The sequence below is a fragment of the Burkholderia sp. lig30 genome, assembly GCF_000687455.2.
Lineage (GTDB): Bacteria > Pseudomonadota > Gammaproteobacteria > Burkholderiales > Burkholderiaceae > Burkholderia.
Map to the genome: position 1 here is coordinate 26,997 of NZ_JGVW01000075.1, position 25,906 is coordinate 52,902.

Annotated in this window: 25 protein-coding genes; 8 read left to right on the forward strand and 17 right to left on the reverse strand. The window is 66.9% G+C overall.

From position 1 onward, the window contains the following. Positions 1 to 42: 42 nt before the first annotated feature. The 8 genes from LIG30_RS12295 to LIG30_RS12330 all read right to left on the reverse strand — a co-directional run bounded on the left by LIG30_RS12295 (position 43) and on the right by LIG30_RS12330 (position 8,851). Positions 43 to 1,485 (reverse strand): DUF2252 domain-containing protein, encoded by a 1,443-nt coding sequence (locus LIG30_RS12295; RefSeq protein WP_051994986.1) that lies wholly within the window; start codon positions 1,483 to 1,485, stop codon positions 43 to 45. Between the two features lie 57 nt (positions 1,486 to 1,542). Next, a complete protein-coding gene (locus tag LIG30_RS12300; protein ID WP_038712499.1) occupies positions 1,543 to 3,276 on the reverse strand; it encodes a SulP family inorganic anion transporter in 1,734 nt (577 codons plus the stop codon). Further along, a complete protein-coding gene (locus LIG30_RS12305) occupies positions 3,273 to 4,073 on the reverse strand; it encodes a potassium channel family protein (protein ID WP_083494005.1) in 801 nt (266 codons plus the stop codon). Before LIG30_RS12305 ends, LIG30_RS12300 begins: the two co-directional genes overlap by 4 nt. A gap of 410 nt (positions 4,074 to 4,483) precedes the next feature. Next, a complete protein-coding gene (locus LIG30_RS12310) occupies positions 4,484 to 4,852 on the reverse strand; it encodes a nitrile hydratase accessory protein (RefSeq protein ID WP_038712500.1) in 369 nt (122 codons plus the stop codon). Between the two features lies 1 nt (position 4,853). Next, positions 4,854 to 5,525, reverse strand: a complete 672-nt coding sequence (gene nthB, locus LIG30_RS12315) for a nitrile hydratase subunit beta (RefSeq protein ID WP_038712501.1) — start codon at positions 5,523 to 5,525, stop codon at positions 4,854 to 4,856. Next, complete coding sequence (gene nthA, locus LIG30_RS12320; protein ID WP_038712503.1) at positions 5,522 to 6,193, reverse strand: nitrile hydratase subunit alpha; 672 nt, start codon at positions 6,191 to 6,193, stop codon at positions 5,522 to 5,524. Before nthA ends, nthB begins: the two co-directional genes overlap by 4 nt. Before the next feature lie 337 nt (positions 6,194 to 6,530). Beyond that, positions 6,531 to 7,970 carry a UbiA family prenyltransferase gene (locus LIG30_RS12325; RefSeq protein ID WP_038712505.1) on the reverse strand — a complete coding sequence of 480 codons (1,440 nt, stop codon included), beginning with the start codon at positions 7,968 to 7,970 and terminating at the stop codon, positions 6,531 to 6,533. Between the two features lie 410 nt (positions 7,971 to 8,380). Continuing rightward, positions 8,381 to 8,851, reverse strand: coding sequence for a universal stress protein (locus tag LIG30_RS12330; protein WP_038712507.1), 471 nt, complete (start codon positions 8,849 to 8,851; stop codon positions 8,381 to 8,383). 290 nt (positions 8,852 to 9,141) lie between these two features. Between LIG30_RS12330 and LIG30_RS12335 the strand changes: the two genes are divergently transcribed. The 5 genes from LIG30_RS12335 to LIG30_RS12355 all read left to right on the forward strand — a co-directional run bounded on the left by LIG30_RS12335 (position 9,142) and on the right by LIG30_RS12355 (position 14,499). Further along, positions 9,142 to 11,259, forward strand: a complete 2,118-nt coding sequence (locus tag LIG30_RS12335) for a PAS domain S-box protein (protein WP_038712508.1) — start codon at positions 9,142 to 9,144, stop codon at positions 11,257 to 11,259. Continuing rightward, a complete protein-coding gene (locus tag LIG30_RS12340; protein ID WP_038712509.1) occupies positions 11,256 to 11,903 on the forward strand; it encodes a response regulator in 648 nt (215 codons plus the stop codon). The genes LIG30_RS12335 and LIG30_RS12340 overlap by 4 nt, the downstream gene beginning before the upstream one ends. A 215-nt stretch (positions 11,904 to 12,118) precedes the next feature. Further along, complete coding sequence (locus LIG30_RS12345; RefSeq protein ID WP_038712512.1) at positions 12,119 to 12,721, forward strand: DUF1326 domain-containing protein; 603 nt, start codon at positions 12,119 to 12,121, stop codon at positions 12,719 to 12,721. A gap of 82 nt (positions 12,722 to 12,803) precedes the next feature. Further along, a complete protein-coding gene (locus LIG30_RS12350; protein ID WP_038712513.1) occupies positions 12,804 to 13,592 on the forward strand; it encodes a DUF2182 domain-containing protein in 789 nt (262 codons plus the stop codon). A 7-nt stretch (positions 13,593 to 13,599) separates the two neighbouring features. Next, a complete protein-coding gene (locus LIG30_RS12355; protein WP_038712515.1) occupies positions 13,600 to 14,499 on the forward strand; it encodes a DMT family transporter in 900 nt (299 codons plus the stop codon). Between the two features lie 53 nt (positions 14,500 to 14,552). On the opposite strand, the gene LIG30_RS12360 is transcribed toward LIG30_RS12355, so the two are convergent. From LIG30_RS12360 to LIG30_RS12385, 6 genes are all read right to left on the reverse strand, one after another. After that, positions 14,553 to 14,876 carry a DUF4148 domain-containing protein gene (locus LIG30_RS12360; RefSeq protein ID WP_038712517.1) on the reverse strand — a complete coding sequence of 108 codons (324 nt, stop codon included), beginning with the start codon at positions 14,874 to 14,876 and terminating at the stop codon, positions 14,553 to 14,555. A 414-nt stretch (positions 14,877 to 15,290) separates the two neighbouring features. Further along, complete coding sequence (locus tag LIG30_RS12365; RefSeq protein ID WP_326973037.1) at positions 15,291 to 16,271, reverse strand: flagellar brake protein; 981 nt, start codon at positions 16,269 to 16,271, stop codon at positions 15,291 to 15,293. Between the two features lie 27 nt (positions 16,272 to 16,298). Further along, on the reverse strand, positions 16,299 to 18,797 hold the full coding sequence (locus LIG30_RS12370; protein ID WP_038712520.1) for a transglycosylase domain-containing protein: 2,499 nt from the start codon (positions 18,795 to 18,797) through the stop codon (positions 16,299 to 16,301). Positions 18,798 to 19,002: 205 nt separating this feature from the next. Further along, positions 19,003 to 20,010, reverse strand: coding sequence for a trans-3-hydroxy-L-proline dehydratase (lhpH, locus tag LIG30_RS12375; protein WP_038712522.1), 1,008 nt, complete (start codon positions 20,008 to 20,010; stop codon positions 19,003 to 19,005). Positions 20,011 to 20,041: 31 nt separating this feature from the next. Further along, positions 20,042 to 21,163: a branched-chain amino acid ABC transporter substrate-binding protein gene (locus LIG30_RS12380; RefSeq protein WP_038712523.1), complete on the reverse strand. Its 1,122-nt coding sequence runs from the start codon at positions 21,161 to 21,163 to the stop codon at positions 20,042 to 20,044. Between the two features lie 135 nt (positions 21,164 to 21,298). Further along, on the reverse strand, positions 21,299 to 22,036 hold the full coding sequence (locus tag LIG30_RS12385; RefSeq protein WP_038712526.1) for a FadR/GntR family transcriptional regulator: 738 nt from the start codon (positions 22,034 to 22,036) through the stop codon (positions 21,299 to 21,301). A gap of 274 nt (positions 22,037 to 22,310) precedes the next feature. Here LIG30_RS12385 and lhpI point away from each other — a divergent pair, with 274 nt between their 5' ends. From lhpI to LIG30_RS12400, 3 genes are all read left to right on the forward strand, one after another. Further along, positions 22,311 to 23,234 carry a bifunctional Delta(1)-pyrroline-2-carboxylate/Delta(1)-piperideine-2-carboxylate reductase gene (lhpI, locus tag LIG30_RS12390; protein WP_038712528.1) on the forward strand — a complete coding sequence of 308 codons (924 nt, stop codon included), beginning with the start codon at positions 22,311 to 22,313 and terminating at the stop codon, positions 23,232 to 23,234. Positions 23,235 to 23,323: 89 nt separating this feature from the next. Continuing rightward, on the forward strand, positions 23,324 to 23,728 hold the full coding sequence (locus tag LIG30_RS12395) for a response regulator (RefSeq protein ID WP_038712531.1): 405 nt from the start codon (positions 23,324 to 23,326) through the stop codon (positions 23,726 to 23,728). Between the two features lie 17 nt (positions 23,729 to 23,745). Continuing rightward, a complete protein-coding gene (locus tag LIG30_RS12400; RefSeq protein WP_038712556.1) occupies positions 23,746 to 24,528 on the forward strand; it encodes a helix-turn-helix domain-containing protein in 783 nt (260 codons plus the stop codon). Between the two features lie 178 nt (positions 24,529 to 24,706). Here the strand turns inward: LIG30_RS12400 and LIG30_RS12405 are convergent, their stop codons facing one another. The 3 genes from LIG30_RS12405 to LIG30_RS12415 all read right to left on the reverse strand — a co-directional run bounded on the left by LIG30_RS12405 (position 24,707) and on the right by LIG30_RS12415 (position 25,828). Beyond that, positions 24,707 to 25,069 (reverse strand): hypothetical protein, encoded by a 363-nt coding sequence (locus LIG30_RS12405; RefSeq protein ID WP_051994987.1) that lies wholly within the window; start codon positions 25,067 to 25,069, stop codon positions 24,707 to 24,709. 188 nt (positions 25,070 to 25,257) lie between these two features. Continuing rightward, on the reverse strand, positions 25,258 to 25,497 hold the full coding sequence (locus LIG30_RS12410; RefSeq protein WP_038712559.1) for a hypothetical protein: 240 nt from the start codon (positions 25,495 to 25,497) through the stop codon (positions 25,258 to 25,260). A 55-nt stretch (positions 25,498 to 25,552) separates the two neighbouring features. Beyond that, the gene (locus LIG30_RS12415) at positions 25,553 to 25,828 is read right to left on the reverse strand and encodes a DUF1488 domain-containing protein (RefSeq protein WP_038712532.1); all 276 of its coding nucleotides are present in this window, start codon (positions 25,826 to 25,828) and stop codon (positions 25,553 to 25,555) included. Positions 25,829 to 25,906 lie beyond the last annotated feature (78 nt).

A 25,906-nucleotide genomic window follows, 5' to 3' on the forward strand; every position in this document is an offset into this window, starting at 1 on the left:
TATTTATGTTCGTATGGCCTTTGCGTGAAGGGCGCGCCAACCTCATTCGCGAATAACCTGGATGCGCCCCGTCTTGACTGCCGCTTTCAAAACCGTCCAGTCCGCTTCATTCTGGTCCGCATAAGCGAGCGCAAACTGCTCAACGGCTTCGTCGAACGCGGCGGACTTGCCGACATAGCCGCAGAGCAATGCGGGATCGCCGGCTTTCGCCATCGAATGGGCCAGCGCATGAGCGCACGAAACCGCATACTCGTCGAGATCTTCAACGTCGAAAGCCGTGAAGTCGAATGCGCCCTTCATGTCGCGCAACTGCCGAACATAAAAGTCGTTGTCCGTGTGGCGCATCTTCGACCACCCGAGAAAAATGTCGCTGGCCGACTGCAGCAGACGCTGCCCGTTCACGACACGCTGGCCGTGATTGGGATAGCGGCTCGGTGGCAGGTAATCCTCCAGCACAGAAGGCCGCGCCTCCTTGAGTTGAAGGAACAGTGGGCACTGTCCGTCGGCCATGAAAAGCGCCTCGTAGCAACGCGTTCCGACCGACCCTATACCCACGACGCGAATGGCGACGTCCACCAGTTCGTAACGATCGAACAGTGCACGCCTGTCATCGGGAAGCGTTAGCCGGTAGTCGGCGAAGAAGCTTCGGACCAGCGCATCGTACCGTTTATGATCGTGCGAGTTCTCCAGCGGGATGTGGTACACGAGCGGAGGTACGTCCTTGATGCGCAGCTTGCCGTTGACCAGTTCGGTTGCATGAGTCATCACGGAACGCGACGACTGTTGCCTCGCCTGGTCGATCACGGCCAGTTCTTTCTTCCTTTCCACCACCGAATCGGCAATGGCCAGCATGCTCGCCGCCTTGAACTGGCAGTACCAGACGTCCAGCGTGTCCATGCGGCTAAACTCGGCGATCCGTTGCCGGAAGGTCCTGCATAGCCGACGCACCACGCCGCGCTGGTCGCGCAGCGCGAATCCGCGTTCGCGTGCCGCGATCACGAATGATGTGGCAAGCCTGCGCACATCCCAGTCAAATGGACCAGGCAGCGTTTCGTCGAAGTCATTGGGACCGAAGAGAATGCGTCGCTCCGGGCTTGCGAACAGTCCGAAATTGGCGAGATGCGCATCGCCCCCCAGTTGCACGATCACGTCCGAATGCGGCAGCTTCGACAGATCGTGCGCCATCAACGGCGCAGCACCGCGATAGAACGCGAACGGACCCGCGACCATCCGCCCATAGCGGATGGGTATCAGTTCCGTCACCCGGCCCACATTGGACGCATCGAGCAGTGCGATGGGATCACGATCTGCAATCGTGCAGTCCGCCAGCTTCTCGCGCGGTACTTTACTGCGCGCCGCCTTTCCCTGCTTGACGCGCGCAGCCAACGAGCCACGCCCCGCAAATAGCACGGACGGATCTTCTTGCTTGGCATCAGCGCGATCCGTGGCGGGCTCGGCGCGCTTTGCGGCAGTGGAATCAGGCACGCATCACTCCATTTTTCGATTCAAGGTCGAAGCGGACTTCCGTCATGTTGCTTTGCTTCATCCCGGTTTGGCGCCCGGCAAAGGTGCGGACGCAGGTGGTGCACTATCGCGTAGAGCGTCGATCGCGGCATCGACTGTGTCAAAGATCTCGCGATGCGCGTTGCCCGCACGCAGTGCTTTATACCGGTCGATTTCATGCCGTACGCCCGTTGCAAGCGCAACCACGGCGATGCCGATTCCACGCCTGTCAAGCTCCGCACCCAACTCGATCAACTTCTTGCCTGCCGTGTAGTCGATGTTGTTGATCTCCGATGCGTCGATCACCACCCAACGCAATGGCGGGCTTGCCTCGTTGACGAGTTTCAGAACTTCCTCCGTGAAGCGCCCCGCGTTCGCATAGAACAGGTCCGCCTCGAACCGGTAGACAACGATGCCGGGCGCCGCGAGCAGATTCGGCTCGACACGATGCGGTATCCAGTGGCCGCTGGCGCTGTGCGTCAACACGCGCGTGCGCAGGCAGTAGCTATGCCGCACATGCGCGATCAGCGACAGCACGACGGCAGCGAGAATGCCGTGCATCACATCGACGAACACGACCACGCCCGCCGTCAGCAACGCGACGACGAATTCGTCCTTCTGCATGCGATACAGATCCGTCATGCCATTCACGTCGATCAGCTTCACGCCGATCAAGAAGACGATGGCTGACAAGACGGCGGCAGGCAGAAGACTCAGCGGCCTCGTGAGGAATAGCAGCACCAGCAGCACGATGACGGCTGTCGTCAGATGAGCGACCTGGGTGCGGCCACCCGCGTCGTCGACCATCTCGGTCTTGGTCGGACTGCCGTTCACAACGAAGGTGCCCGTGAATGCCCCTGCCGCATTCGCTGCAGCAAGCCCGATGATGTCGGCATTGTCGTCGCCCTTCTCGTTGTAGCGATTCGCGTACGCGCGCGCCGTCGCAGCGCTCTGCGCGATGATAACGATGAAGCACGAGGCGGCCGTCGTCAGCACCTGGTTGATCTCGCCCATATGCAACGGCGGCAGGAACAGCGACGGGAGGCCGCCCGGCACGTCACCCGTTACCGCGATGCCATGTCCGGCAAAATTGAACACGCCGCTTGCCACGATGGAACCGATCACGGCGATCAGCGCACCCGGCGCGCGCGGCGCGATGCGCTTGCAACCGATGATCACGACGAGGACGGCAATCGAAAGCGCCGTGGTCGAATAGTTCGCCCCGGCGACGCGCTGGAACACGGACACGATCTGCATCAACGGGCCATGTCCCTGCTTCGCGAGTCCGATCAGTCCGGCAAGCTCGCCTGCAGCGACCTGGACGCCCACACCCGTCAGGAAACCGATCAACGCGCTGCGAGAAAGAAAGTCAGCCAGAAAACCCAGACGAAAGATGCGCGCAATCACCAGCATCACGGCAACCGTCAAGGCGACGGTACTCGTCAGGCCGACATATTCCTTGCTGCCCAACGCGGCGACGGCCGTCAGCGTACCCGCGAGAATGGCAGCGGTGGCGGAGTCCGCCGCGACGACCAGTTGACGCGAAGCACCAAGGACCACGAACGCCAGGAGCGGCAGCAGGATCGTATAAAGGCCGGTGACCGTGGGCGTGCCGGCAATCTTCGTGTACCCCATCACCTCGGGAATGCCGAGTGTCGCCAGCGTGATCCCGGCGATGATGTCGTGTGGCAGTTGCGCGAGATTGATGGGCAAGAGCCCCTGCAGGAAAGGCATGTGATGCAGATGGGGTGGCGTCGGAGCGGCGGGTTTCATGTCGCGGCGTCCACGGCGGTCGTGAACCTGCTGACCAGCGCACTGGCGATGATTTCATCGGCAATGATCACGTTGGTTGCGCCCGCACTCTCGAGCAGCCCTTTTCTCAAGGGGTTTTCGCCGGGCACTGCAATCGTGAGCGAGGCGTTCAACGTATGGGCAAGCAGGGTGATCGCGAGATTGTTATTGCCGTCGGGTGTCGTCACCACCATCGCCTTGGCGCTGTCCAGTCGCGCGCCCTTGAGCACGTCGTCGAATGCATCCGGCGAGCCGAGCACGACCATGTGGCCGCCATCTGCCGCCCGGTCGGCCTGATCCTGATCGCCCACGAGGACGAGCACCGTCTCTCCCGATTCATGCAGGCGGTTTGCGACCGTCGCTCCGAGCGAATGGTATCCGACCACCACGACATGACCGGTGAGCTGTTGGAGCCTGGTTTCCATGAGCCGGTTCTCCCGATAAGCCATCACGTCGTCGCCCGATAGCATGCCCGTGAGCCTTGAGACCGCGAATCCGCCGATCACCAGTGTCGCGATCATGGCCAGCAACATGAAGGCCTTTTGAGGCAGATTGAACTCGCTAAAGGCACCGAGTGTCGTGACGAGGTTGACCCCATCCCACACGGCCGTAAACATTTTGTCGGGGAGAGAAGTATTGGACCGATCGAGGACGATCAGGCCGATGGCGGCGGCGCCCAGCAACAGCAGCAGCAGGCCAATCGTGTGGCGCACGTGGCGGCGCCATTCGCGGATACGGATGCGTCCTAGACGCGGCTCATCGACACGGTAGATCCACATGGTTACCTCGCATAGTGAATCTGATCGAGACAACAGCGAACCCAACGCACACAAACAATTCCCGTTTTTTGCGTCGATAGTCCAGCAGCACCAACGATTCACTCCACCAGGGAAGCGTCTCACCCTCCAGGTCTGGTAGTCGCAGCAAGCCCGTCGGAAGCGGCCAGCGTTGAGATATAGGCTATACCGTATATACGCTGTTTTCTAGCGTGACATCCGATTGTCCGGCGTATTGCCTGTTTTCCCGGAGAAGCATTGCGGACTCAGTCGGTCTTGCCTGCCTGGTCACTCGACATCGGCCTTCGAGCCCAGCGGGGCACCGCCAGCTCAATGACGCAAGCCCCGTTTCCGCGCGCCATCACGCTCAAAGCTACGATTCGATCGGAAGCAGGCATTTTCGGGGAAGGTGCTCACCGCAGTTCGATCCGCTTGCCATGTGGTGTTCGCCGGGCAGCCTCATCCCATGCGTTCCGGCATTTCAACAATGCGTCCGTTGTCACCCACCCTTTCGCCGTCGCGATCCGTTCGAGTGCCGTCAGCCAATGCACGTAGTACGTGTCGCCGTGGTCCGGGTCACCCGACGCTTGCGCGTCCAGGATCGCCCTGTTCAGATATGCCGCCCATTCGGTCCACGTGACCAGACCGCGCTCATGCAGCGCAAGCGTCATCGCGAAAGCCGCTGCCTGCCAAGGTGCGCTGAAGACAGGCTCGGCACCGCCGAGCGTTGTTTCCGGCAGGCCGGAGCGATATTCGAACGAAGGTTTTTCGGCCGAGGTCATGTCAGGCTGCCGGCGCGTTTGGGATCTCGAGATACCGTTCCCAGCAGTCGACGCACACCGACGACGCGGTCGTATTCTCGCCCCACAGCTCGGCAGCGCCAAAGCGCACGGTGTACAGCCATTGAGGTTGTTCGCCTTGGCCCGTTGCGTTGGTGTCGGGGCAGACATGCGCGCCATGCAGTGCGACGATCTGGCCGCGTTTGCCGCGGCAATAACGCGGCAGCCGGGTGTGCGTGAGCGGATGCAACTGACGAGTCTGCACGACGTCGCCGATCGCAAAGCGTGCTTCGCCGGGTGCCGGACGATCAACCGGATTGCCTCGCAAAAGCGAGGCAGACACCTGGTCCGCCATCAATACGCGCGGAATGGGTGCCGCCGCAGTCATCGACACGCCAGTTTCGATTTCTTCGGCAGTGGCGAGGCCGGTCGCCAGCAGCAGTTTCCTGAGGCCCTCGAACCAGATCTCGTAGTAACTGCTCGAGAGGTATTGCGCGGGCGGCAGACTCTCGCGAGCGGCACGGGACATGTCGATGTTCCATTTGCCGGTCGCGCCCATGGCGAGTGTCAGCGCGTGCACCCGACGTTCCCAGTTGACGTGAAAGGGTGGCTCGTCGGCCTCGGGCTGGACCGGGCCGAAGGCCTGCATGCCTCCAAGGTCCTGTGCTCCGTTCATATGGCATCCTGTTTGCGGTCGTCAGGCGTCTTCGGCAACCCGGTGCCGATCATCGAATCGCGCGTGACGAGTTCAGCGAGCGCGCGCTCGCTCATGCCGTCGGTACCAGGCGGACGCATGGGCAACACCAGATAACGGACCTCGGCGGTGGAATCCCACACGCGAACTTCCACGTCGGGCGGCAGTTCGAAGCCGAATTCCTTCAGTACGCCGCGCGGATCGATGACCGCGCGCGACCGGTACGGTGCCGATTTGTACCAGACAGGCGGCAGCCCGAGCACGGGCCACGGATAGCAGGAGCACAGGGTGCAAACGACCATGTTGTGTACGGCCGGCGTGTTTTCCAAGGCCACCATGTGTTCGCCCTGCCTGCCGGTGTAGCCGAGGGACGCAATGGCTGAGGTGGCATCGTCGAGAAGCCATTGCCGGTACGCAGGATCGCTCCAGGCCCTTGCTACGACGCGTGCGCCGTTGTGCGGACCGACCTTGTGCTCGTATGTCTCGATGAGGATGTCGAGCGCGGCGGGATCGACATACCCTTTTTCTGTCAGAAGGGATTCGAGCGCGCGTACGCGCAAGTCCATCTCCGACAGCGCGCTGCCCTCGTGATCGTGAGCACCAGCGTGGTGTCGGGCCGGCCCGACTTCATGATGATCGTCGTGGCTCATCGACGCTCGTCCCGGGGAGTGTGAATCGAATCCAGTATGGTTGGCGAATCGCGTAAATTCAAACGCCGGATGCGGGGTGCGGAGCCAATTAACGTATGGCAGTTTCCAAGCGCGGAGCCGATGCCTGAATGTCGGAGTAACGCGACAAGCGGATGGCGCTTCCTGGCCGGCTGCTGCCTGTCCGCCAGCGTCCTCCCCGGAAATCCGCGAAGAATCTTTTTTGGGCGGGTCTCCTGGCCACACGGGCTCGCGAGCGGATTCAGCGAGCGCCCTCTCCTCCCGGAACGCACCGCATGGCCCGTCACACCGCGATGCGACCCGGCGCGCGCCCCGCCAGTCAATCGACCGTGATCGTATGCGCGAGCATCGTCGTGAGCACGATCCCGCCCAGCATCGCGAGGCTGCCCCGGTTCTCGAGCAGGTAAACGACCGGATCGCCGCGCATCTCGCCCCGCACGGTGGCGATCCACAGGCGCGCGAACAGGTAGATAAAGCCGAGCGCGACGACCCACAGCAGATTCGGGTACCCATAGCGCAGCGTCGTGCCGGGCGCATGGATGAACAGGCCGAACACCACGACCGCGGCGAGCGCCGCGCCGATCCCGAGTGGCCTGAGGACGTCGAGATCGCTGGCCTGATAGTCACGCCCTGACGCGGCCGGACTGCCGCCCGGGCGCAACGACACGAGCTCCGCGCAGCGCTTGACGAGCGCGAGGCTCAGGAACGCGAACATGGAAAACGCGAGCAGCCACGGGCTGATCTCGATGCCCACGGCGACCGCACCCGCGACGATGCGCAGCATGTACAGCAGTGTCAGCATGATGACGTCGACGAGCACGTACGACTTGAGCACGCAGATGTAGGCGCTCGTCAGCACGAGATAGACGGCAAGCACCGCCGCGAACGCGCCGGACACCGCGCACGCGAGCGCGAACGACAGCGCGGCCAGCAGCACCATGCCCGCCGCCGCCGCGCCGAGCGGCACCCGCCCACTCGCCAGCGGCCGCGCGCGCTTGCACGGGTGGCGGCGATCGCTGTCCAGATCCCACAGATCGTTGAAGAGATAGGCCGCCGACGCGCCGAGCGACATCGCGACGAATGCCAGCGCGAGCGTCGCGAGCCGTCCGATGTCGAGGAACCCGAACGCCGCGAACAGCGGCACGAACAACAGCAGGTTCTTCAGCCAGTGATGCGCGCCCAACGCGCTCAGCCAGAGCGACGCACCCCCCCGCTCGGCCGGGAACTCGCGCTCGACGAACGCATTGGCGCGAACGTCGAGCAAGACCGACGGCGGCGCGCCGGCCAGGATCGCGCCGCGGCACGCATGCCAGATCGGCAAATCGGCCGCGCGGTTGCCGACGTAGATGAAACGGTCGCCGAACCGCTCGCGCACGCGGGCCAGCTTCTCGTCGCCGCTCAGTTCAACGCCGCCCTCTGTCGCAAGCACCGCGTCGAAGATCCCGAGATGGGCCGCGACGCGGTCCGCGACCGGACGCTGCGCGGCAGTCGCCAGCACGATCGTGCGCCCGCGCCGCTTCTCGACGGTCAGGTAATCGACGAGCGCTTCGCGATACGGCAGCGTTTCCACGTCGATGTCGGCCCGCGACGCGATCCTCTCCGCGAACGCCGCGCGTCCCCGCAGCCGCCGGAACGGCAGGCCGAGCGCCGTCAGCGGATGCCGCCTGACGACGCGCGCGACGGATTCCGTGTGCGTATCGGTCAGGATCAGCGTGCCGTCGAGATCGACGACAAGGGGTAAATCGATGGTTTCTCGCATGTCATTTCACATCGCAGAAACGATGCCCTGTCTGTTTCAAGCCGACTCGACGAACCCGGCACTGCCGGCCGCACCTGTGTCGCGCACCGAATGCCCGCGGCCCCGCTCTCGGGCCGCCAGACGAGTCGGGCGAACGAAACGATACCGTCGGCGTCTGACTTACGATTGTCAAACAATGCAATCTGTCGATCGGATGCAACGTGCGATATAAAATCGGACGATTCTTATTTACTGGCGCGAGATAAACACGCAATAACGTGTCGCTGTCGTACGCGTGACTGCCGGAAATGGCAGCACATGGCGGGAAATGGCGGAGCGAGATTCGCCGGCAAAGCGGCATGAGGGCATGACAGGCAGCCGGCCGCCGCCCCGCGCGCCGTGCGCGTGGCGGTCAGCCGCATGGACGGCGGTCAAAGCGGCGACGCCGTCCCCTTCTCGTTGTGCCGCACCAGCAGGACCGGCCGGTCGGCCGCGCGCAGCAGCGATTCCGCGACACTGCCGAGCAGCAGGCGCCGCAGGCCATGACGTCCGCTCGTCCCCATCACGATCAGCTCGGCGTCGGCCTCGGCGGCCGTGCGCATCAGCACCGCCGCGACGTCGTCGCCAAACGCGTCGAGCGCGCGCACCGTGCCTTGCACGCGGTTCATCGCAAGGGCTTTCTTCGCGTCTTCGAGCGTCTGCGTCGCGACGTCCGTCGCGACCGGCTGGCTTTCCCGAACGTCGACGAAGCTGGCATCGACGTCCACCAGTTTCGGCTTGTGCTCGACGACATACGCACACGTCACGGTGCCGCCGGATGCGGCAGCGATCCTGATCGCCTCGTCCAGCGCCAGACGCGCGCTGGCGCTGTCGTCCAGCGCCACGAAAATCCGTTTGTACATGGCCCGCACCTCCTGCGGAAGGTTCTGTCCGAATCCGTTTTCCGGCTGCGACCGCCGGCACGACAATCAGTCTGGCCCCGCGCGCCGGGGCGTCCGTTGACGCGGATCAACCACAACCGACGTGCCATCCGGCCGCCTTTTCAGCCGACCCTATTACATAAAAGTCGCAAAACGCGCACAATTCCATCTCAATAAACAAACACACCGCCAAAAGTCGCGCGCAAGACGCGCCCTTTTTTTCCTGTGTCGCCCGAGAGCCGCGGGCGGCCTCGATACAGAGTGGCCCCTAGATGACCGCCAGCGGAACCCCGACACGCGATCACCGATCGCCCGCAAGAAAACAATTTGCCGCCTTTTTGCGCCAGCCGCTGCCGGCAGGCGTGGTTGCGCTCGCGCTCGGCGCGGCGCTGTCGTGCGGCGTCGCGCTGCTCGTGCGCGAGCAGTGGCAAAACGCCGTGCATGCGCGCTTCGAGCGCCGCGCCACGCACATCACCACGATGGTCCTGCACGAGCTGCAGGCCAGCAGCACGCTCCTGCACGGCGCGCGCGGCACGCTCGGCCTCACGCCGCGGATGCCGCCGGAACGCTGGCGGCAGTACGTCGCCGCGCTCGATCTCGATGCGAACCAGTCGCCGGTGCGCCAGCTCGGCTACGCGCCGCTGCCCTCCGCCGCGCGAGCCGCGCTGACGGGCGACGCCGCGCTTGCCGCGGGGCCGGTCGCGGTCGCGTCGCTCAGCGCGCCGCCGTCTTCGGTGTCCGTCGCCGGGCTCGGGGCGCGCGACGCGGCGCCGCTGCGGCAGGCCGCGCGATCCGGCGAGGTCGCGCTCGGCGTGCATCCGCTCGACGACGAATCCGCCGGCGACGCCCGCGCGGCCGTCACGCTGTTCCTCCCGGTCTACGGCACGCCCGCCGCGCCCGCTTCGCTTGCGGAGCGGCAGAACGACGTCGGCGGATTCCTGTTCGCGGTGCTGAGTCCGCGCCGCCTGTTCCAGCGCGCGCTCGAGGCCGAGCGCGGCATCGACCTGCGCGTGAGCGCCAGCGAGGACGGCCGGCCGCTCTATGCGGCCGACGCGAGCTCGGACGAACCGCTCGTGTCGTCCGACCTGATGCGCCGGACCGACACGCTGAACTTCGGCGGCAATGCGCTGACGCTCGCGTATGCGGCCGACGGCCGCGCGAGCGCGACGGGCGCGCAGCGGGTGGCGGGCGCGGTGCTCGCCGCCGGCCTTGCCGCGTCGCTCGCGTTCGCCGCGCTGGTCTACGCGATGGTGCGCAACCGGCAATCCGGCGCGTCCGATCCGGGCGCGCGCACGACCGGCATCCTCAACGAAGCGCGGATGATGGGCATCATCCGCTCGTCGATGGAAGCGATCATCACGATCGACGAAACGCAGACCGTGGTGATCTTCAACCCGATGGCCGAACGGGTGTTCGGCGTGTCCGCGATGGAAGCGATCGGCGCGCCGCTGTCGCGCTTCATTCCGGAGCGGTTCCGCGCCGCGCACGCGAAGCACGTCGACCAGTTCGGCGTGACGGGCGTGTCCGAGCGCCAGATGGGCCGCCAGCGCGTGCTGTTCGGGCTGCGCAGCAACGGCGAGGAGTTCCCGATCGAGGCGTCGATCTCGCAGGTCCGCGACGCGTCGGGCAAGCTCTACACGGTCATGCTGCGCGACATCACCGAGCGCGTGCACGCCGAGAACGCGCTGAAGCAATCGCGCGAGGAGTTGCGCGAGCTGTCGGCGAACCTGCAGAACGTGCGGGAAGAAGAGAAGACGCGCATCGCCCGCGAGCTGCACGACGATCTCGGCCAGCAGCTCACCGCGCTGAAGATGGACCTGTCGGTCGTCGAGCACCAGTTGCGCGCGCCCGGCGCCGCGCAGCCGAGCGACGAGGTGCTGCTGCACCTGCGCGGGATGCGGCGGCTGATCGATGCGACGGTGGCATCGGTGCGGCGCATTGCAGCCGACCTGCGGCCGGTCATGCTCGACGATCTCGGGCTCGTGCCGGCAATCGAATGGCTCGCGACCGATTTCACGAACCGCTACGGGATCGACGTCGAACGGCAGATCGAAGGCGGGCTGAATTTCACCAGCACGGGCGCGACGACGCTGTTCCGCATCGTCCAGGAAGCGCTGACGAACGTCGCGCGCCACGCGGACGCGTCCGAGGTCGTGCTGACGCTGAAGATCGAGGAAGGCTTCTGCGTGCTGCGCATCGCCGACAACGGCCGCGGCGCGGCGGACAAGCGGCCGGCCCACGCGGACAAGTCATTCGGTCTGATCGGCATACGCGAACGCGCGCACATGCTCGGCGGCAGCGTGACGATCGACACCGCGCAGGCGCGCGGCTTCGCGATCACCGTCGCGTTTCCGATGACCGCGATTCAACAGGAAGGCTCATTCACATGATCAAGGTGCTCATCGCCGACGACCATACGCTCGTGCGCGACGGGTTGCGGCACATTCTGCAGAATGCGAGCGGCTTCGAAGTCGCCGGCGAGGCGTGCGACGGCCCCACGACGATCGCGCTGGTGCGCTCGACGCCCGCGCAGGTGCTGGTGCTCGACCTGTCGATGCCGGGCCGCAATGGCGTCGAACTCATCCGGCAGATCAAGGACGAGAAGCCGACGCTGCGCGTGCTGGTGCTGACGATGCACGCGGAACAGCAATATGCGGTGCGCGCGTTCCGTGCGGGCGCGTCCGGCTACCTGACGAAGGAAAGCGCGAGCGCCGAACTGGTCGGCGCGGTGAGCAAGGTCGCGTCCGGCGGCGTCTATGTGAGCCTTGCGATGGCCGAGCAGTTCGCGCAGAGCCTGAACGAACCGGCGGACACGCTGCCGCACCAGCGGCTGTCGGACCGCGAATTCGACGTGTTCCGGCGCATCGCCGCAGGCCAGACCCTGACCGAAATCGCGCAGGAGCTGTGTGTGAGCGCGAAGACGGTCAGCACGTACAAGACCCGGATCCTCGAAAAGATGCAGATGCCGCACGAGGCGGCGCTGGTTCGCTACGCGATGCGGCACAAGCTGCTGGACGACGCCGACGAGGTCTGACGCCCGCGCTGCGGCTTGCATCTCCTCCCTGCCCGCCTACACTGGTAAATCGATACGCTGTCACCTATCCGCGGAATCGCGCCCACGACGACACTTCTCCCCCGCATTCGTCTACGCATTTCGCGTGCGCACCGCCAATCGAGCCATGACCCGGTGTCAGCCCGTTTCCCCTGCGCGGCGCACAGCACGATCGCCCTGGCCACATGGAGGAAACAATGAGCTACCACCTGGAAGGTCGTCTGCTAGAGGTCTGCAATTGCCGCGTGCTGTGTCCATGCTGGATCGGCGAGGACCCCGATTTCGGCACCTGCGACGCGATCGTCGCGTGGCACGTCGACGAGGGCACGGTCGACGGCCTTGACGTCGCCGGCAACACGATCGCCGCGGTCTGCCATATCCCCGGCAACGTGTTGCAGGGCAACTGGACCGCCGCGATCTTCATCAGCGACACCGCGTCGGATGCGCAGGAGAAAGCCCTGCTCAACGTGTACACCGGCCAGGCGGGCGGCCCGATCGCCGAACTGGCGAAACTGATCGGCACCGTGGTGTCGGTGGAGCGCGCGCCGATCAGGTTCGACGTCACCGGGGGCAAAGGCACGCTGTCGATCGGCGCCGACTATCGCGCCGAGCTGGAGCCCTACCTCGGCCCCGGCGGCGAGAAGACCACGCTGTCCGACACCGTGTTCTCGACCGTGCCCGGCGCGCCGGTGTTCGTCGGCAAGGCGCCCCTGTATCGCTCGAAAAACGCGGCGCTCGGCATCGACGTCAACCTGAAAGACCATAACGCGCTGCAAAGCACGTTCCGGTTCGACGCCTGAACCGGCACGCGCGACGCGCCCGCGCACCGACGAATCCGAATCGGAGTCCGCGGCCGGGCGCGTCGCGTCGCCGGGAGCGGCCATGTCCGCCTTGCGCCATCGACGCGTGTTCCCGCTGGTGTTCGCGAGCCTCGTGATGCTCGCGTGGGCGGTGCTGTGGGCATGGTCGCGCAGCCCGTACGGCCGCTATCTGGATCACGGCGGCTGGACGTCGTCCGGGCCGGTCGCGTCGCTGTGCCGCGCGCTGCCCGGCGGCGCGGTGTGGCTGCCCGCGCTGCTCGACGCGGCATCGTGGACGCTGATGATCCTCGCGATGATGCTGCCGACCACGCTGTCGCTGTTCAATGCATTCGAGCGTGTCGTCATGGGTCGGGCCGATCGCGCACGCCTGCTGACGCTCGTCGCGCTCGGCTACGTCGCGGCGTGGAGCGGCTTCGGATTGATCGCGCACGGGCTGCACGCGCTGCTCCTGGACGGCGTCGCCCGCGTGCCGGCGCTGGTGTGGCGTAGCTGGCTGATCGGCGCGGCGACGCTCGCGCTCGCCGGCGCGTTTCAGTTCAGCGCGCTCAAGACCCGCTGCCTCGACCGGTGCCGCACGCCGCTCGGGTTCGTGATCGGCCACTGGCGCGGCCGCGCGCCGCAGCGCCACGCCTTCGAGCTGGGCGCGCGCCACGGGCTGTTCTGCGTCGGCTGCTGCTGGGCGCTGATGCTGCTGATGTTCATCGTCGGGGCCGGCAGCCTCGGCTGGATGCTGGCGCTCGCCGCGGCAATGGCCGCCGAGAAGAACGCGGCCTGGGGACGGCAGCTCAGCGCGCCGCTCGGCGCCGCGTTGCTCGGGGGCGCGGTGCTGATCGTCGCTACCCACGCCTGAGGCCGCGATGCGCCTGCTTGCCGCCACCGGCCGGATCAAACGCGCCGGGCCGACGCTGCGCGCGATCGCACTGACGAGCGCCGCGATGGTCGCGTTCGCGTCGAACTCGCTGCTGTGCCGCCTAGCGCTGCAGCACGCGCGCATCGATCCCGCGAGCTTCGCCAGCGTGCGTCTCGTGTCGGGCGCGCTGATGCTGGCCGCCATTGTCCGCACAGGCGCCCGCCGGCCGCCGCAGCGCGCCGACTGGCTGGCCGCGACGATGCTGTTCGCGTACGTCGCGTTCTTTTCGTTTGCGTATCTGACGGTCAGCGCCGGCACCGGCGCGCTGGTCCTGTTCGGCGCGGTGCAGCTGACGATGTTCGGCGCGGGCCTGCATGCGGGCGAGCGTTTCGCGCCGGCCGGCTGGCTCGGCCTGGCGTGCGCGCTCGGCGGGCTGCTCTATCTGGTGTCGCCGGGCGTGTCCGCGCCGGCGCCGCGAGGCGTCGCGCTGATGGCGGTCGCGGGCGTCGCATGGGGGATCTATTCGCTGCGCGGGCGCGGGCTCGCCGATCCGCTCGCGGCGACCGCTGGCAATTTCGCCCGCGCCGCGCCGATGGCGCTTGTCGTCAGCGCGACGCTGCACGCCGATTTGCACTGGACCGCGAGCGGCGCGGCGCTCGCACTGGCGTCGGGCGCGCTGACTTCCGGCATCGGCTACGTGATCTGGTACGCGGCGCTCAGGCGCCTGAGCGCGATGCAGGCCGCCACGGTGCAACTGTCGGTGCCGCCGATCGCCGCGTTCGGCGCGGTGCTGTTCCTGTCCGAGGCGCCGGGCTGGCGTCTGGTGATCTCATCGGCGGCGATTCTTGGCGGAATCGCGCTCGTGCTGGCCAGTCACGCGCGCCCAAGCAAAAGGCCCGCCTCGTGACGAGAGCGGGCCTTTTGCGGTCGCGATGCCCTGCCGGGCACCGGAGACGGGGCTCAATGACCGAAGAAGATCGACGAGGAGCGGTTGGCCGGCACGACAACGCGCTGACCGGATTGCGACGCCGCTGCGCTGTCCGCGCCATAGCCGGTGGTGTCGGCTTGCGCGCCGGAATTCTGCGCGGCGATCTTCGCCTGGGCTGCCTGGATGTTCTCGGGATAGTTGACCCAGTCGTTCGGGTTGTAGCCGGCCTTCTCGAGCTGGACCAGCTCGGCGCGCACTTGTGCACGCGTGAGCGGCTGCTGGTTCGACTGCGCGAACGACGCGAGCGGAGCGGTCAGGACGACGGCGACGGCAACTGCCTTGATGAGCGATTTCATGATCTGGAACCTCCGGGATTGTTTTGTCCTATGCAGCGAAATCTGTCGTTCGCTGCGATGAACTGAAGTCTAGGAGTTCCGGCAATCAGGGTAAACACCCTAATCACGAATTCACTGTTGATGAAAACAATACAATCTGGTGGGGGGTGCCGGGTTTCGTCCGACGATTATCGGGTATTTGGGCGGGAATGCGGGTGTGGGCAGCGAAGTCCGCGTCGGGTTCATCCTTCGTCATACGCGCCGAAGCTTGTACATCGCACAATCAAATTGTGAGTTCGACAATCCGTCTCGCACCGCGTCTGCTTCCCGTTCCGGGCGCCCGAGCGCGCTTTTTCGTCCAGGTTGGGCGTGGAAGCGGGCAATGCTGCGCAAGCCGGTTCAGCGCGGCGACAACGCGCTGGCCGACCCGCCGAGTCAGCCCGCGCGCGGCGACGCGATCAGCCAGTCGAACAGCATCGCCTTCAAGCGGGCGGTATCCGCCGCCTCCATCGCCTGAAACTCGACGTGATGCAGCCAAAGATCCGGCGCGGCGGGATCGGCGCGCACATGGCGCACCGTGACCGACAACGCCAGTTCCTTGATCGCACCGTCGTCCTCATAGGGTAGCCACACGTGCAACGGCTCGCCGGCGGCGGCGATCGTCCGGTCGGCGGCGAGCGACATCCCGCTCAGGCTGAGGTCGCGGACGATGGCGACGCCGTTCTCGCCATTGCCATCTCGGTCATCCTTGCCATCGCCGTCGTCCTTGCCATTGCTATCGCCACTGCCCTCGCCAACGCTGAAACGCGCCGCGAGTCGCACCGGCACACGCGCCTGCGAGCGCGTGCGCAGGCGATCCACCACGCCGGGCGGCGACAGGATCACGAACGGCGCCGGGCTGGCGTGGACGGCTTCGACCGTCGCCGCGAAACGGAACACGCCAGCATGCCCGATGGCGACCGCCTCGACATCGTCGCCGCGCGCAATGTCGAGCGCCGCGCCCTGGAGCGGGCTCAGAAAAGTCGATTGCGACGGGCTGTAGCCAATCAGGCGGCAGCGGTACATTGCGCGGGCCGCGCCGGTGCGGCGGCGGATGCCGACCATCGTGCCGATCGCGAGCCCCATCCCGTCGAGCGTCAGGCGTTCGGCGGACGGCGCCTGCGCCGGCCGGGCCTCGCCTTTCCGGGCGGGCTTGAAGCGCCTGAACAGGAATTCCTGCTGCGCGGCGCTGCCGAGCGTGGCGCCGGCCGGCAGCAGCGCCACGCCGCTGCGATCATAGAGATCGAATTCGAGAGGAGTGTCGGCGGCGAGGTCGCCGGCCTGAAGTTCGACGTATTCGTAGGACCTGCGCATGAGGAAGCGGAGTGCTCGCGTGTCGGGCTGTCGTAAAAACAGTATTACGGCAGCCCGGCGCAAAACATGAGCATGCGCAGAGAATCAGGGTCAATTCGCTCCGCTCGCCACCGCGGGCGGTGCCGCGTCCGGCGCGACCGGCGACGCGGGCGGCGTGGTGCTGCCAGAGCCGCCGCCTGCATTGCCGCCGCTTACGCCGTTCGTCGGAGCAGCAGGCGTACTGGCCGCACTGCTGGCCGCGAGCGCGGCGGCCGACGCGGCGACCTCGGAGGCCGGCACGAATTCCTCGATCACGCCGTCGGACGCGGCCTGCGCGCCCGACGCCCCGGCCGCTTCCGACGCAGCCTTCTGCGCGGGCCTTTGCACCTTCGCGGGCGCAGCCGGCGTCGTCCCGGTCTTGAACCACGAATCGATCCAGGTGGTCAGTTTCGCCCGCGCCGACGCGAACCAGCCCGGTGCGACCTCGGTGTCGAAGCGGGCCTTCGGATCGATCGCGCGCGCACGCAACGCGCGCTGGAAGAAGTCGCCGACGATCGGCAGTGCGCTGTGCGCGCCCTGCCCCCAGTAATCGCTGCGCAGCGTCACGCGGCCGTCGTCGAAGCCGACCCATGCGCCCGCCACCAGTTGCGGCTGCATCAGGATGAACCAGCCATCGGCATTGTCCTGGGTGGTGCCGGTCTTGCCCGCGACGTCGCCGCGAATGCCGTAGCGCGTGCGGATGCTCGCGCCGGTGCCGCGGTCGACCACGTCGCGCATCACGTCGAGCAGCGTCTTGTCGGTATCGGCATCGAGCGCGCGCTCGGGCGGCGACGGCTCGAATTCCGCCAGCACGTTGCCCTGCCGGTCCTCGATGCGGGAGACCATCTGCGGCTCGACATACAGCCCGCCGTTCGCGATCGTCGCGTACGAGGTCACCATTTCCTTCAGCGTGACGGGGCTCGTGCCGAGCGCGAGCGACGGCACCTGTTCGAGCGTGCTGTCGCGCACGCCCATGTCGCGCGCGAGGCGCGCGACCTTCGACGGGCCGATCTTCTCCATCACCTGCGCGGTGATCCGGTTGCGCGACAGCGCGAGCGCGTCGCGCAACGTCATCGGCTTGCCGGTCGGCGGCACGTCGTCGTTCGGGCGCCAGATCTCGCCGCCCTTCAACGGAATCTCGACCGGCTGGTCGACAAAGGTGTCTTCCGGCGTCGCACCGTTCGCGAACGCCGCGCCATAGACGAACGGCTTGAAGGTCGAGCCCGGCTGCCGGCGTGCCTGCTGCACGTGGTCGAACGGCTCGCTCGTGAAGTCGCGGCTGCCGACCCACGCGCGGATCTGCCCGTTGCGCGGATCGATCGCGAGGAAGCCGGCCTGCACGTCGGTCTTCGACTTGCACAGCGCGCGCAGGTAGCCGCGGTCGGCGGCCAGCGCCTTGAGCGCGGCCTCGTCGGTCTTGCCCGCGTCCTTCGCCGCGCGGTATTCGGGCGATTCGCGCATGAACGCGCGGAACAGGTCATTGCCGGTCCCGCAGCCTTCGCGGCCGCCCCACGCACCGTTCGCGATGCCCTGAAGCTGGTTCGCCTGGAGCGCCAGCGCCTGGGTCGCCATCGCCTGCAGGCGCGCGTCGAGGGTCGTGCGGACCACCAGTCCGTCCGAATAGATGTTGTAGTCGTTGCGGTCGGCCCACGCGATCAGCCACTTGCGAAGCTGCTGCGCGAAGTGCGGCGCGGGCCCCGGCGGCTCCTTCTGGCGCTCGAAGTCGATCCGCAACGGGCGGCGCCTGAGCGTGTCGTACGTGGCCGGCGACAGCTTGCCGTACTTCACCATCTGCGCGAGCACGGTGTTGCGCCGCTGCAGCGCGCGTTCCGGGTTCAGCACCGGGTTGTAGTAACTGTTGCCCTTCAGCATGCCGACGAGCGTCGCGCTGTCGAGCACGTCGAGTTCGTCCGCCGACTTGTCGAAATAGGTGCGGGCGGCCATCTCGACCCCGTACGCGTTGTACAGGAACGGCACGGTGTTCAGGTACGTCTCGAGGATCTGTTTCTTGCTGTACACCGCCTCGATCTTGAGCGCGGTGATGGCTTCCTTGACCTTGCGCGTGAGCGTCGGCGCGCGGCCGATCTCGTCCGGATAGAGGTTGCGGGCGAGCTGCTGCGTGATGGTCGAGCCGCCTTGCCGGTCGCCGGAGAACGTGTGCAGCGCGGCGGACGCGGTGCGCTTCCAGTCGAGCCCGTGGTGCTCGTAGAAGCGGTGATCCTCGGTCGCGATCAGCGCGTCGACCATGTGCGGGGAGATCTGCGTGAGCGGCACCCATTCGCGGTTGGCCGGCTTGAATTCGGTCAGCAGCTTGCCGTCGGCGGACAGGATCTGCGCGGGCTGGTCGACGCGCGCCTTGCGAATGTCGCCGATGCCCGGCGTGAACGGCACGAGCGCGAGCACGTACACGACGCCGAGCGCCGGCACGGCGGCCGCCGCGACCGCGACGCTGCGGCGGGTCGGATGACGCAGATGGAACCAGGCGGCGGCAACGACGCCCTTGACTGGCGCGGCGACGGCTGCCGCGAAGGGCTTGGCGCGCGCGACCCATTTGGCGCAATGGTCGCGCACTAACGACACGTATCGGCGATTCACGCAGGTGTGGGATCAGCTGGAAAGCGTGCATCGTACCAAAACTCGCGCGGCGCGCCGCCACGGCGGGCGCCGCACGGCCCCGGACACGACGGCGGCACGGTGCGCACGAGCGGCGCGCACGCGCAAAAAAGGCGCGCAACCCGCCGGGCGGGCCTGCGCGCCAAACCTGGTACAACGGGTCTTAGCGGACGAGGAATCCGTAGGTCAGCGGGTCGCGCTCGTCGATGATCCAGTTCGCGAAACCGCAGATGTGCGCGCTGCCCTCCACTTCCGGAATCACGGCCGGGATGCCGCCCACCGTCGTCTCGCGCAGCACGCGGCCCTTGAAGACCGTGCCGACGATCGACTCGTTGACGAGCGTGTCGCCGGCCGCGAGCAGCCCGCGCTGGTAGAGCTGCGCGACGCGGCCGCCGGTGCCCGAGCCGGTCGGCGAGCGGTCGACCTCGCGATCCGCGAACACGCAGCAGTTGGCCTGGGTCGAGCCCGGATGGCGCGGCGCATTCGCGATGATCGTGCCGTAGATATGGTTGATCTCGGGGATCTCGGGATGCACGACCGGGTACGCGATGTTGGCGGCCGCCTTCACTTCCGCGCCGAAGCGGATCAGCTTCTCGACCGCCGCCTCGCGGATCGGCAGGTCGAACGGCGCGCCGTCGACATAGAAATAGAACGCGCCGCCGTACGCGATGTCGCCCGTCACCGTGCCGAACGACGCCGTCTCGACCGACACGTCGCGCTTCCAGATGAACGACGGCACGTTGACGAAGCGTACCGGCCCCGCGTGCTCGCCGTCCCACTGGACGAACGCCTCGATGAAGCCGCACGGCGCGTCGATGCCGACGCGCGTCTCGGGCGTCGCGCGCTGCACCCAGCCGAGCTCGACCGCCGCGGTGGCCAGCGCGATCACGCCATGCCCGCAATGATCGCTGTAGCCCTCGTTGTGCACGAAGATCACGCCGAAATCGGCGGTCGGCGACACCGGCTCGGTCAGGTAGCCGCCGTACATGTCGGCGTGGCCGCGCGGCTCGAACATCAAGGCGCGGCGGATCTCGTCGGCATGGTCCTTCAGCCACGCGCGGCGCTGGACGATCGTGGCGCCCGGCAGGCGCGGCAGCCCGCTCGTGACGATGCGGAACGCTTCGCCGCCGGTATGCACTTCGACCGTGGAAAGGGAACGGGTCAGTTTCATGAGGGGTTCGGGTTCGGGGAATCGGGCCGGCTTACTCGGCGTACGGCACCGGCAGGCCGTTGCGGATCACGTAGACGGTCGTCGGCGCGCCCTTCAGGTCACCGTTCGCGTCGAACGAATAGGTGCCCGCGACGCCCTTGTAGTTTTCCTTCGCGAGCTGCGCGACGAGCTTCGCCTTGTCGGTCGTCGTGCCGGCCTTGACCATCGCGTCGGCGAGCAGTTTCACGCCGTCGTAGTAGTTCACGCCGTACACCTGCGTGTCGGTGTGATACGCGTCGTGATACTTCTTCAGGAACGTGCGCCCTTCGGCCGTCTTGTCGAGCGAAATGCCGCCTTGCGCGCAGAACACGATCGACGCAGCCTCGCCCGCCACCTTGCCCATGTCGGCCGAGCAGATCCCGTCGCCGCCGAGCAGCTTCGCGCGCAGGCCGCGCTGGCGCATCTGCCTGGCCATCGGCGCGCCCTGCGCCGCGTAGCCGCCGAAGAAGATCACGTCCGGATTGGACGCCTTGATCTTCGTCAGGATGCCGAGGAAGTCGGTGGCCGACGAATTCGTGAATTCCTGGTCGACGATCCGGATGCCGTTCGCCTTCGCGACGCTCGCGAACTGCTCGGCGACGCCCTGGCCGTACGCGGTGCGGTCGTCGATGATCGCGGCGGTCTTGACCTTCAGCGATTTCGCCGCGAATTCGGCCATCGTGCCGCCGAGCTGCTCGTCGCTCGCGCCGATCCGGAAGATGTTCCTGAAGCCCTGCTTCGTCAGCGCCGGGTTCGATGCGACCGGCAGGATCGGCACGCCGCCGGTGTTGTAGACGCGCGATGCGGGAATCGCGACGCCCGAGTTGTACGGCCCGAGCACCGCGACGACGCCGCGGTCGACCAGCTTCTGCGCGACCTGCACGCCGGCCTTCGGATCGGCCTGGTCATCCTCGGAAACCAGTTTGAACGTGACGGCCTTGCCGCCGACCGTCACGCGCTGCTTGTTCAGCTCGTCGATGGCGAGGCGCGCGCCATTCTCGTTGTCCTTGCCGTTCGCGGCCTGCGGGCCGGTCAGCGGCGCGGAGTGACCGATCGCGACGACTTCCTGCGCGTGCGCCGCGGCAACGGCGCCAACGGCCGTTCCGACGGCCAGGGCGATGGCAAGGTAACGCATGGGGTGTCTCCAAACTGGTTTTTAGAAAAACCAATGTAGGACATGCGTGGTCGTTATGCAAGCCGTTTCAAAAAAATTCCCGCCTCGCTGGTTGTCATGGCGACCAGCGAGGCTCGACGCGCCGCCCCATCGGCGTCACTTCGGCGCGATGTCGCGCCGCACGCGCCGGATGTGCTGCTCGACGTAGAACGCCGCGGCATCGGCATCGCCCTCGACGATCGCCTCGTAGATCAGCCGGTGCTCGGACACGTACAGGCGAATCCGGCCCGCGTCGTGAATGCCGTCGTCCTTCAGGCGCTTCCACAGTGGCTGGTCCATTGTCTTCGCGACTTCCTCGGCGATCTTGACCAGCAGCGCGTCGCCCGTCATCAGCGCGAGCTGCCGGTGGAACAGCCTGTCGCTCTCGTTCCACAGCGCGCGCTGCTGCGGATCGGCGACGTCCGTCACGGTCTCCATCTGCGCGAGATAGTGCTCGGCGGCACGGTCGGGCTTGCCCTTCGCGGCCGCGAGGCGTGCGATCGCGGGCTCGAGGATCAGCCGCACGTCGAGCGTGGAGGTCGGGCTGAAATCGGCCTCGGTCGCGGCCCGTGCGCCGCCGGGATGCGCGAGGATCTCGAGTGCGGCGGCCGCGACGTAGGTGCCCGAATTACGCTTCGTGAATACGAGCCCTTCGTTCTGCAGCGCGCCGATCGCCTCGCGCACGGCCGGCCGGCCGACCTTGAACAGCGCCGCCAGCTCGCGCTCCGACGGCAGCCGCGAATCGGGCGCGAAGCGTCCCGCCCGAATCTCGTCGCGAATCGTCTCCGCGACCTGTTCGTAAATTTGCAGCGGCCTGAAACCGCCCTCCAGAAACTCGAGGCGCGCGGACGACATCGTGATGCTCCTGCCGGATCGTTGGACAAAAGGGGTTCGCACTATACCCGAGATGCACGGCTGCCCCGCCGCTCGGGCGGGCCGGATGCGCGCCCATCTGGACATATATTAGAACCAAAACTGCCGTGCCGCCATTTTTTTGGCTTGTGATTCACACCATATCTGGTATAGATTCAGTCCAGACTGCCGCGCGGGACCGCCGCCGACAGCACCGCACCGGGCGCACGCCGCGCCCGCCCTTCGACACCCAGACGACACCCAGACGACGCCCAAGATGACCGCCTCCTCTCCGACTCCCGTTTTCGACGCGGCCGCGACCGCCGCGCTGCTCGACTATCCGGCGCTGCTCGCCGCGCTCAGACAGACCGTCGTCGAATACGCGGCGGGTGAGATCGTCAGCCCGGAGCGCATGGTCGTGCCGCTGCAGGCCGGCGGCGTGATGCTGTCGATGCCGTCGAGCGCGCGCGACATCGCGATCCACAAGCTCGTCAACGTGTGCCCCGGCAACGGCGCGCGCGGCCTGCCGACGATTCACGGGCAGGTCGTCGCGTGCGACGCGGTCACGGGGGAAATGCGCTTCGTGCTCGACGGCCCGACCGTCACCGGGCGCCGCACCGCCGCGATCAGCGCGCTCGGCATCCAGGCGCTGCACGCCGGCGCGCCCCGCGAAATCCTGCTGATCGGCACCGGCAAGCAGGCCGCGAACCATGCGGAAGCGCTTGCGGCAATCTTCCCGGATGCGCAGCTGGTCGTGCGCGGCACGACCGCGCAGAGCGCGGCGCGGTTCTGCGAGGCGAATCTTGCGCAGGCGCCGCGGCTCGCGCCGCTCGACGGCGACGGGGTGCCCGACTCGATCGACGTGGTCGTGACCCTCACGACCAGCCGCACGCCCGTCTACCGGGAACCGGCGCGCGAAGGCCGGCTGGTGGTCGGCGTCGGCGCGTTCACGCCCGATGCCGCCGAAATCGACGCCGGAACGGTCCGCGCCAGCCGGCTCGTCGTCGACGACCTGGCCGGCGCGCGCCACGAGGCCGGCGACCTGATCCTCGCGCAGGTGGACTGGCATCAGGTCGCGTCGCTCGCCGACGCGCTCGGCGGCACGTTCGAGGCTGACGGGCCGGTCCTGTTCAAGTCGGTCGGGTGCGCGGCGTGGGATCTGGCCGCGTGCCGCGCGGCGCGCAGCGCGCTCTCGCTGTAGGAAAATCCCTACACGGGCGCGAACCGGCCTACGCAAAGTTCCAACTTGGCCGATTTCCTTTTCGGCGCCCGAACGCGATACTGGCTCCCATGAATGCCAGTCAGTCGCCCGAGCTCAGGGTGTTCCTCGTCGACCACGCCATTGCCGTGCGCCGGAGGATCGCGTTGCTCGTCGGTGCGATCCGCGGTGTCGCGATCGTGGGCGAGGCGGAAGACAGCCACGCCGCATGGGCTCACATCAGCCAGTGTCGGGCGGATGTCGTGATCCTCGATCTGCGGCTCGCGGACGGCGGCGGTCTCGATCTGATCGGGATGCTGTCGCGAACCACGCCGCGTGTCGTCACGATCGTCCTGACGAATCACTCGGCACCGGCATTCAGGGCGGCATGCGCGTCGGCCGGAGCGGATTACTTCTTCGACAAGACCACCGAGTTCGACGCCGCATGCCATGTCATCGATGCCTTGGTGCGTTCGCGTCGAACGCGCCGCGCCTGAAAGTGCCGGAGTGGATCATGTCATCAGCATCCGTTTGTGAAGCCGCCGTTCCCGTCAAATCGACCCGGCCGGCCATGCCGCTTCACGCGGTCGCACGCGCCGACGCGCCGAAACATCCGGGCGCACGCTGCTCGAGCTGCGCGATGCGTACGCTGTGCCTGCCGTCGCACCTGTCGCCCGCCGAATTCGGCCGCCTCGACGCGATGATCTGCACGACGCGCCACGTCCGCCAAGGCGACACGCTGTTCCGCTCGGGCGACGCGTTCCAGAGCATCTACGCGGTGCGCGCCGGCTCGTTCAAGACCGTGATGATGCATCGCGACGGCCGCGAGCAGGTCACGGGCTTCCAGATCGCCGGCGAGACGCTCGGCATGGATGGCATCGGCGGCGGCAACCATAGCTGCGACGCGATCGCGCTCGAGGACAGCGTCGTGTGCATCATCCCGTTCGGGCAGCTCGAGATGGCCTGCCGCGAAATCAAGTCGATGCAGCACTACCTGTACCAGATGCTCAGCGGCGAGATCGTCCGCGAATCGAGCCAGATGCTGCTGCTCGGCACGATGTCGGCCGAACAGCGCGTCGCGCACTTCCTGCTGAACCTGTCGGGTCGCTTCCAGGCGCGCGGCTATTCGGCGACGGAATTCAACCTGCGGATGACCCGCGAGGAAATCGGCTGCTATCTCGGCATGAAGCTTGAAACGGTCAGCCGGATGTTCTCGCGCTTCCAGCGCGAGTCCCTCGTCGAAACCCACGGCAAGCGCGTGCGCATCATCGACGCGGAAGGCCTCGCGCGCGTCTGACACGCCCGCCGGGAGCGGCCGGGACGCGACTCTCCACCTGACAACCTGACTCCGCGCAACAGCAGCGCATCGGCGGCCGGCTTCCGGCCGCTTGTTTTTTGCGTTCGCCGCGCCGCAACGCGCGTGCCGGCGTGTGGTGGCCCCGTCGCCGTTTCCCGTCTGTTGCGCCGCGCCCAGGCTAGTGGTGCGCATGCGGCCCCGGCTCCAGCGCCGGGCTCGTGGCTGCCGTTCCCTTTCCCTGCCCGTTCTGCAACGCGAGCAGTGCGCGCTCGGCCTCCGTGAACGCGCGGCACATGGCCTCTTTCGCGTCCTCGCCGACGCAGCGCTGAACCGGCCTCAACTCGTTGCCGCGCGTGATCAGGTCGAGCCGCACGTCATAAGCCCGCCGTCCGTTGCCGGTGTGCAGCGCTTCGATCGCCAGATGGCAGCCGCTGATCAGCGCGCGGAAGCGGTCGAGGCGCACGAGCTGCGCGCCCGCTTCCGCCTCCAGTGCGGCCGAGCCGGCGAATCCGAGGTAGGCGATTTGCATACCGACGCCCATGTTATTTCTCCTGACGGCGCCCTCCAGGGCACGACCGTCTTTTATTCGTCGCTCGCATCGCTGCGAATTCCGGCGATGATTCATCCACGACTGCGTTGTCCAACCGGCGCCGGCCGCAGTCTGCCCGGCGCCGCACGCGTGACCGCGTCTCTCGTGCCGCCCGCGCCCCCCGCGCGGCGCGGCGCGCGTCACACGTCGAAAACCTGCGACATTTTCAGTTCAATCCACATCATTCCCGCCCGCAGCCCTTCCAGCACGGCCTCGCGCTCCGTCCGGTACGTCTGGCTGTGCTCGAACGCATGCCCGAAGTGGCCATGCGGCCCGCCATGCGCGACCTGCACCCGGCAGCGGAAGCCGCCCCCTTCGACCGGCCGCGTCTCGACCTCGACGGTCCATTCGCCTTCCCGCACGTTGCCCGACAGTGTCATCTCGCCCTCCTGCCATGCCGTGCGCCGCACACGTCCCCAGACGTGCCCGGCCGCGTCACCGGATGAACCGGAAATAGCCGCTGTGCAACAGCACCGGACGCCCGCCGATTTCCTTGAGCATCCTGCGCGCCGCGTTCTCGATTTCCGAGCGATGCGCGGTGAACGCGTCGGTCAGGTCCCGCTCCACGAGCGACGCCGCGCCGAAGTGATCCTCGAGCGCCTCGGCCGTGATCGCACACTGCACGCAACTGTCGTCGACCAGTGCCGGGAATGCGAGCACCAGATCGCGTGCGCAATACTCGGGCGGATCGGGGGGAAACGAAATGTGCATGATGCTCGCCTGTCACCGTTGCCGGACCGCCGCGCTCGGCGTATCCATGTGGTCAGGATAGAGGTGCGCGCCGGCGCG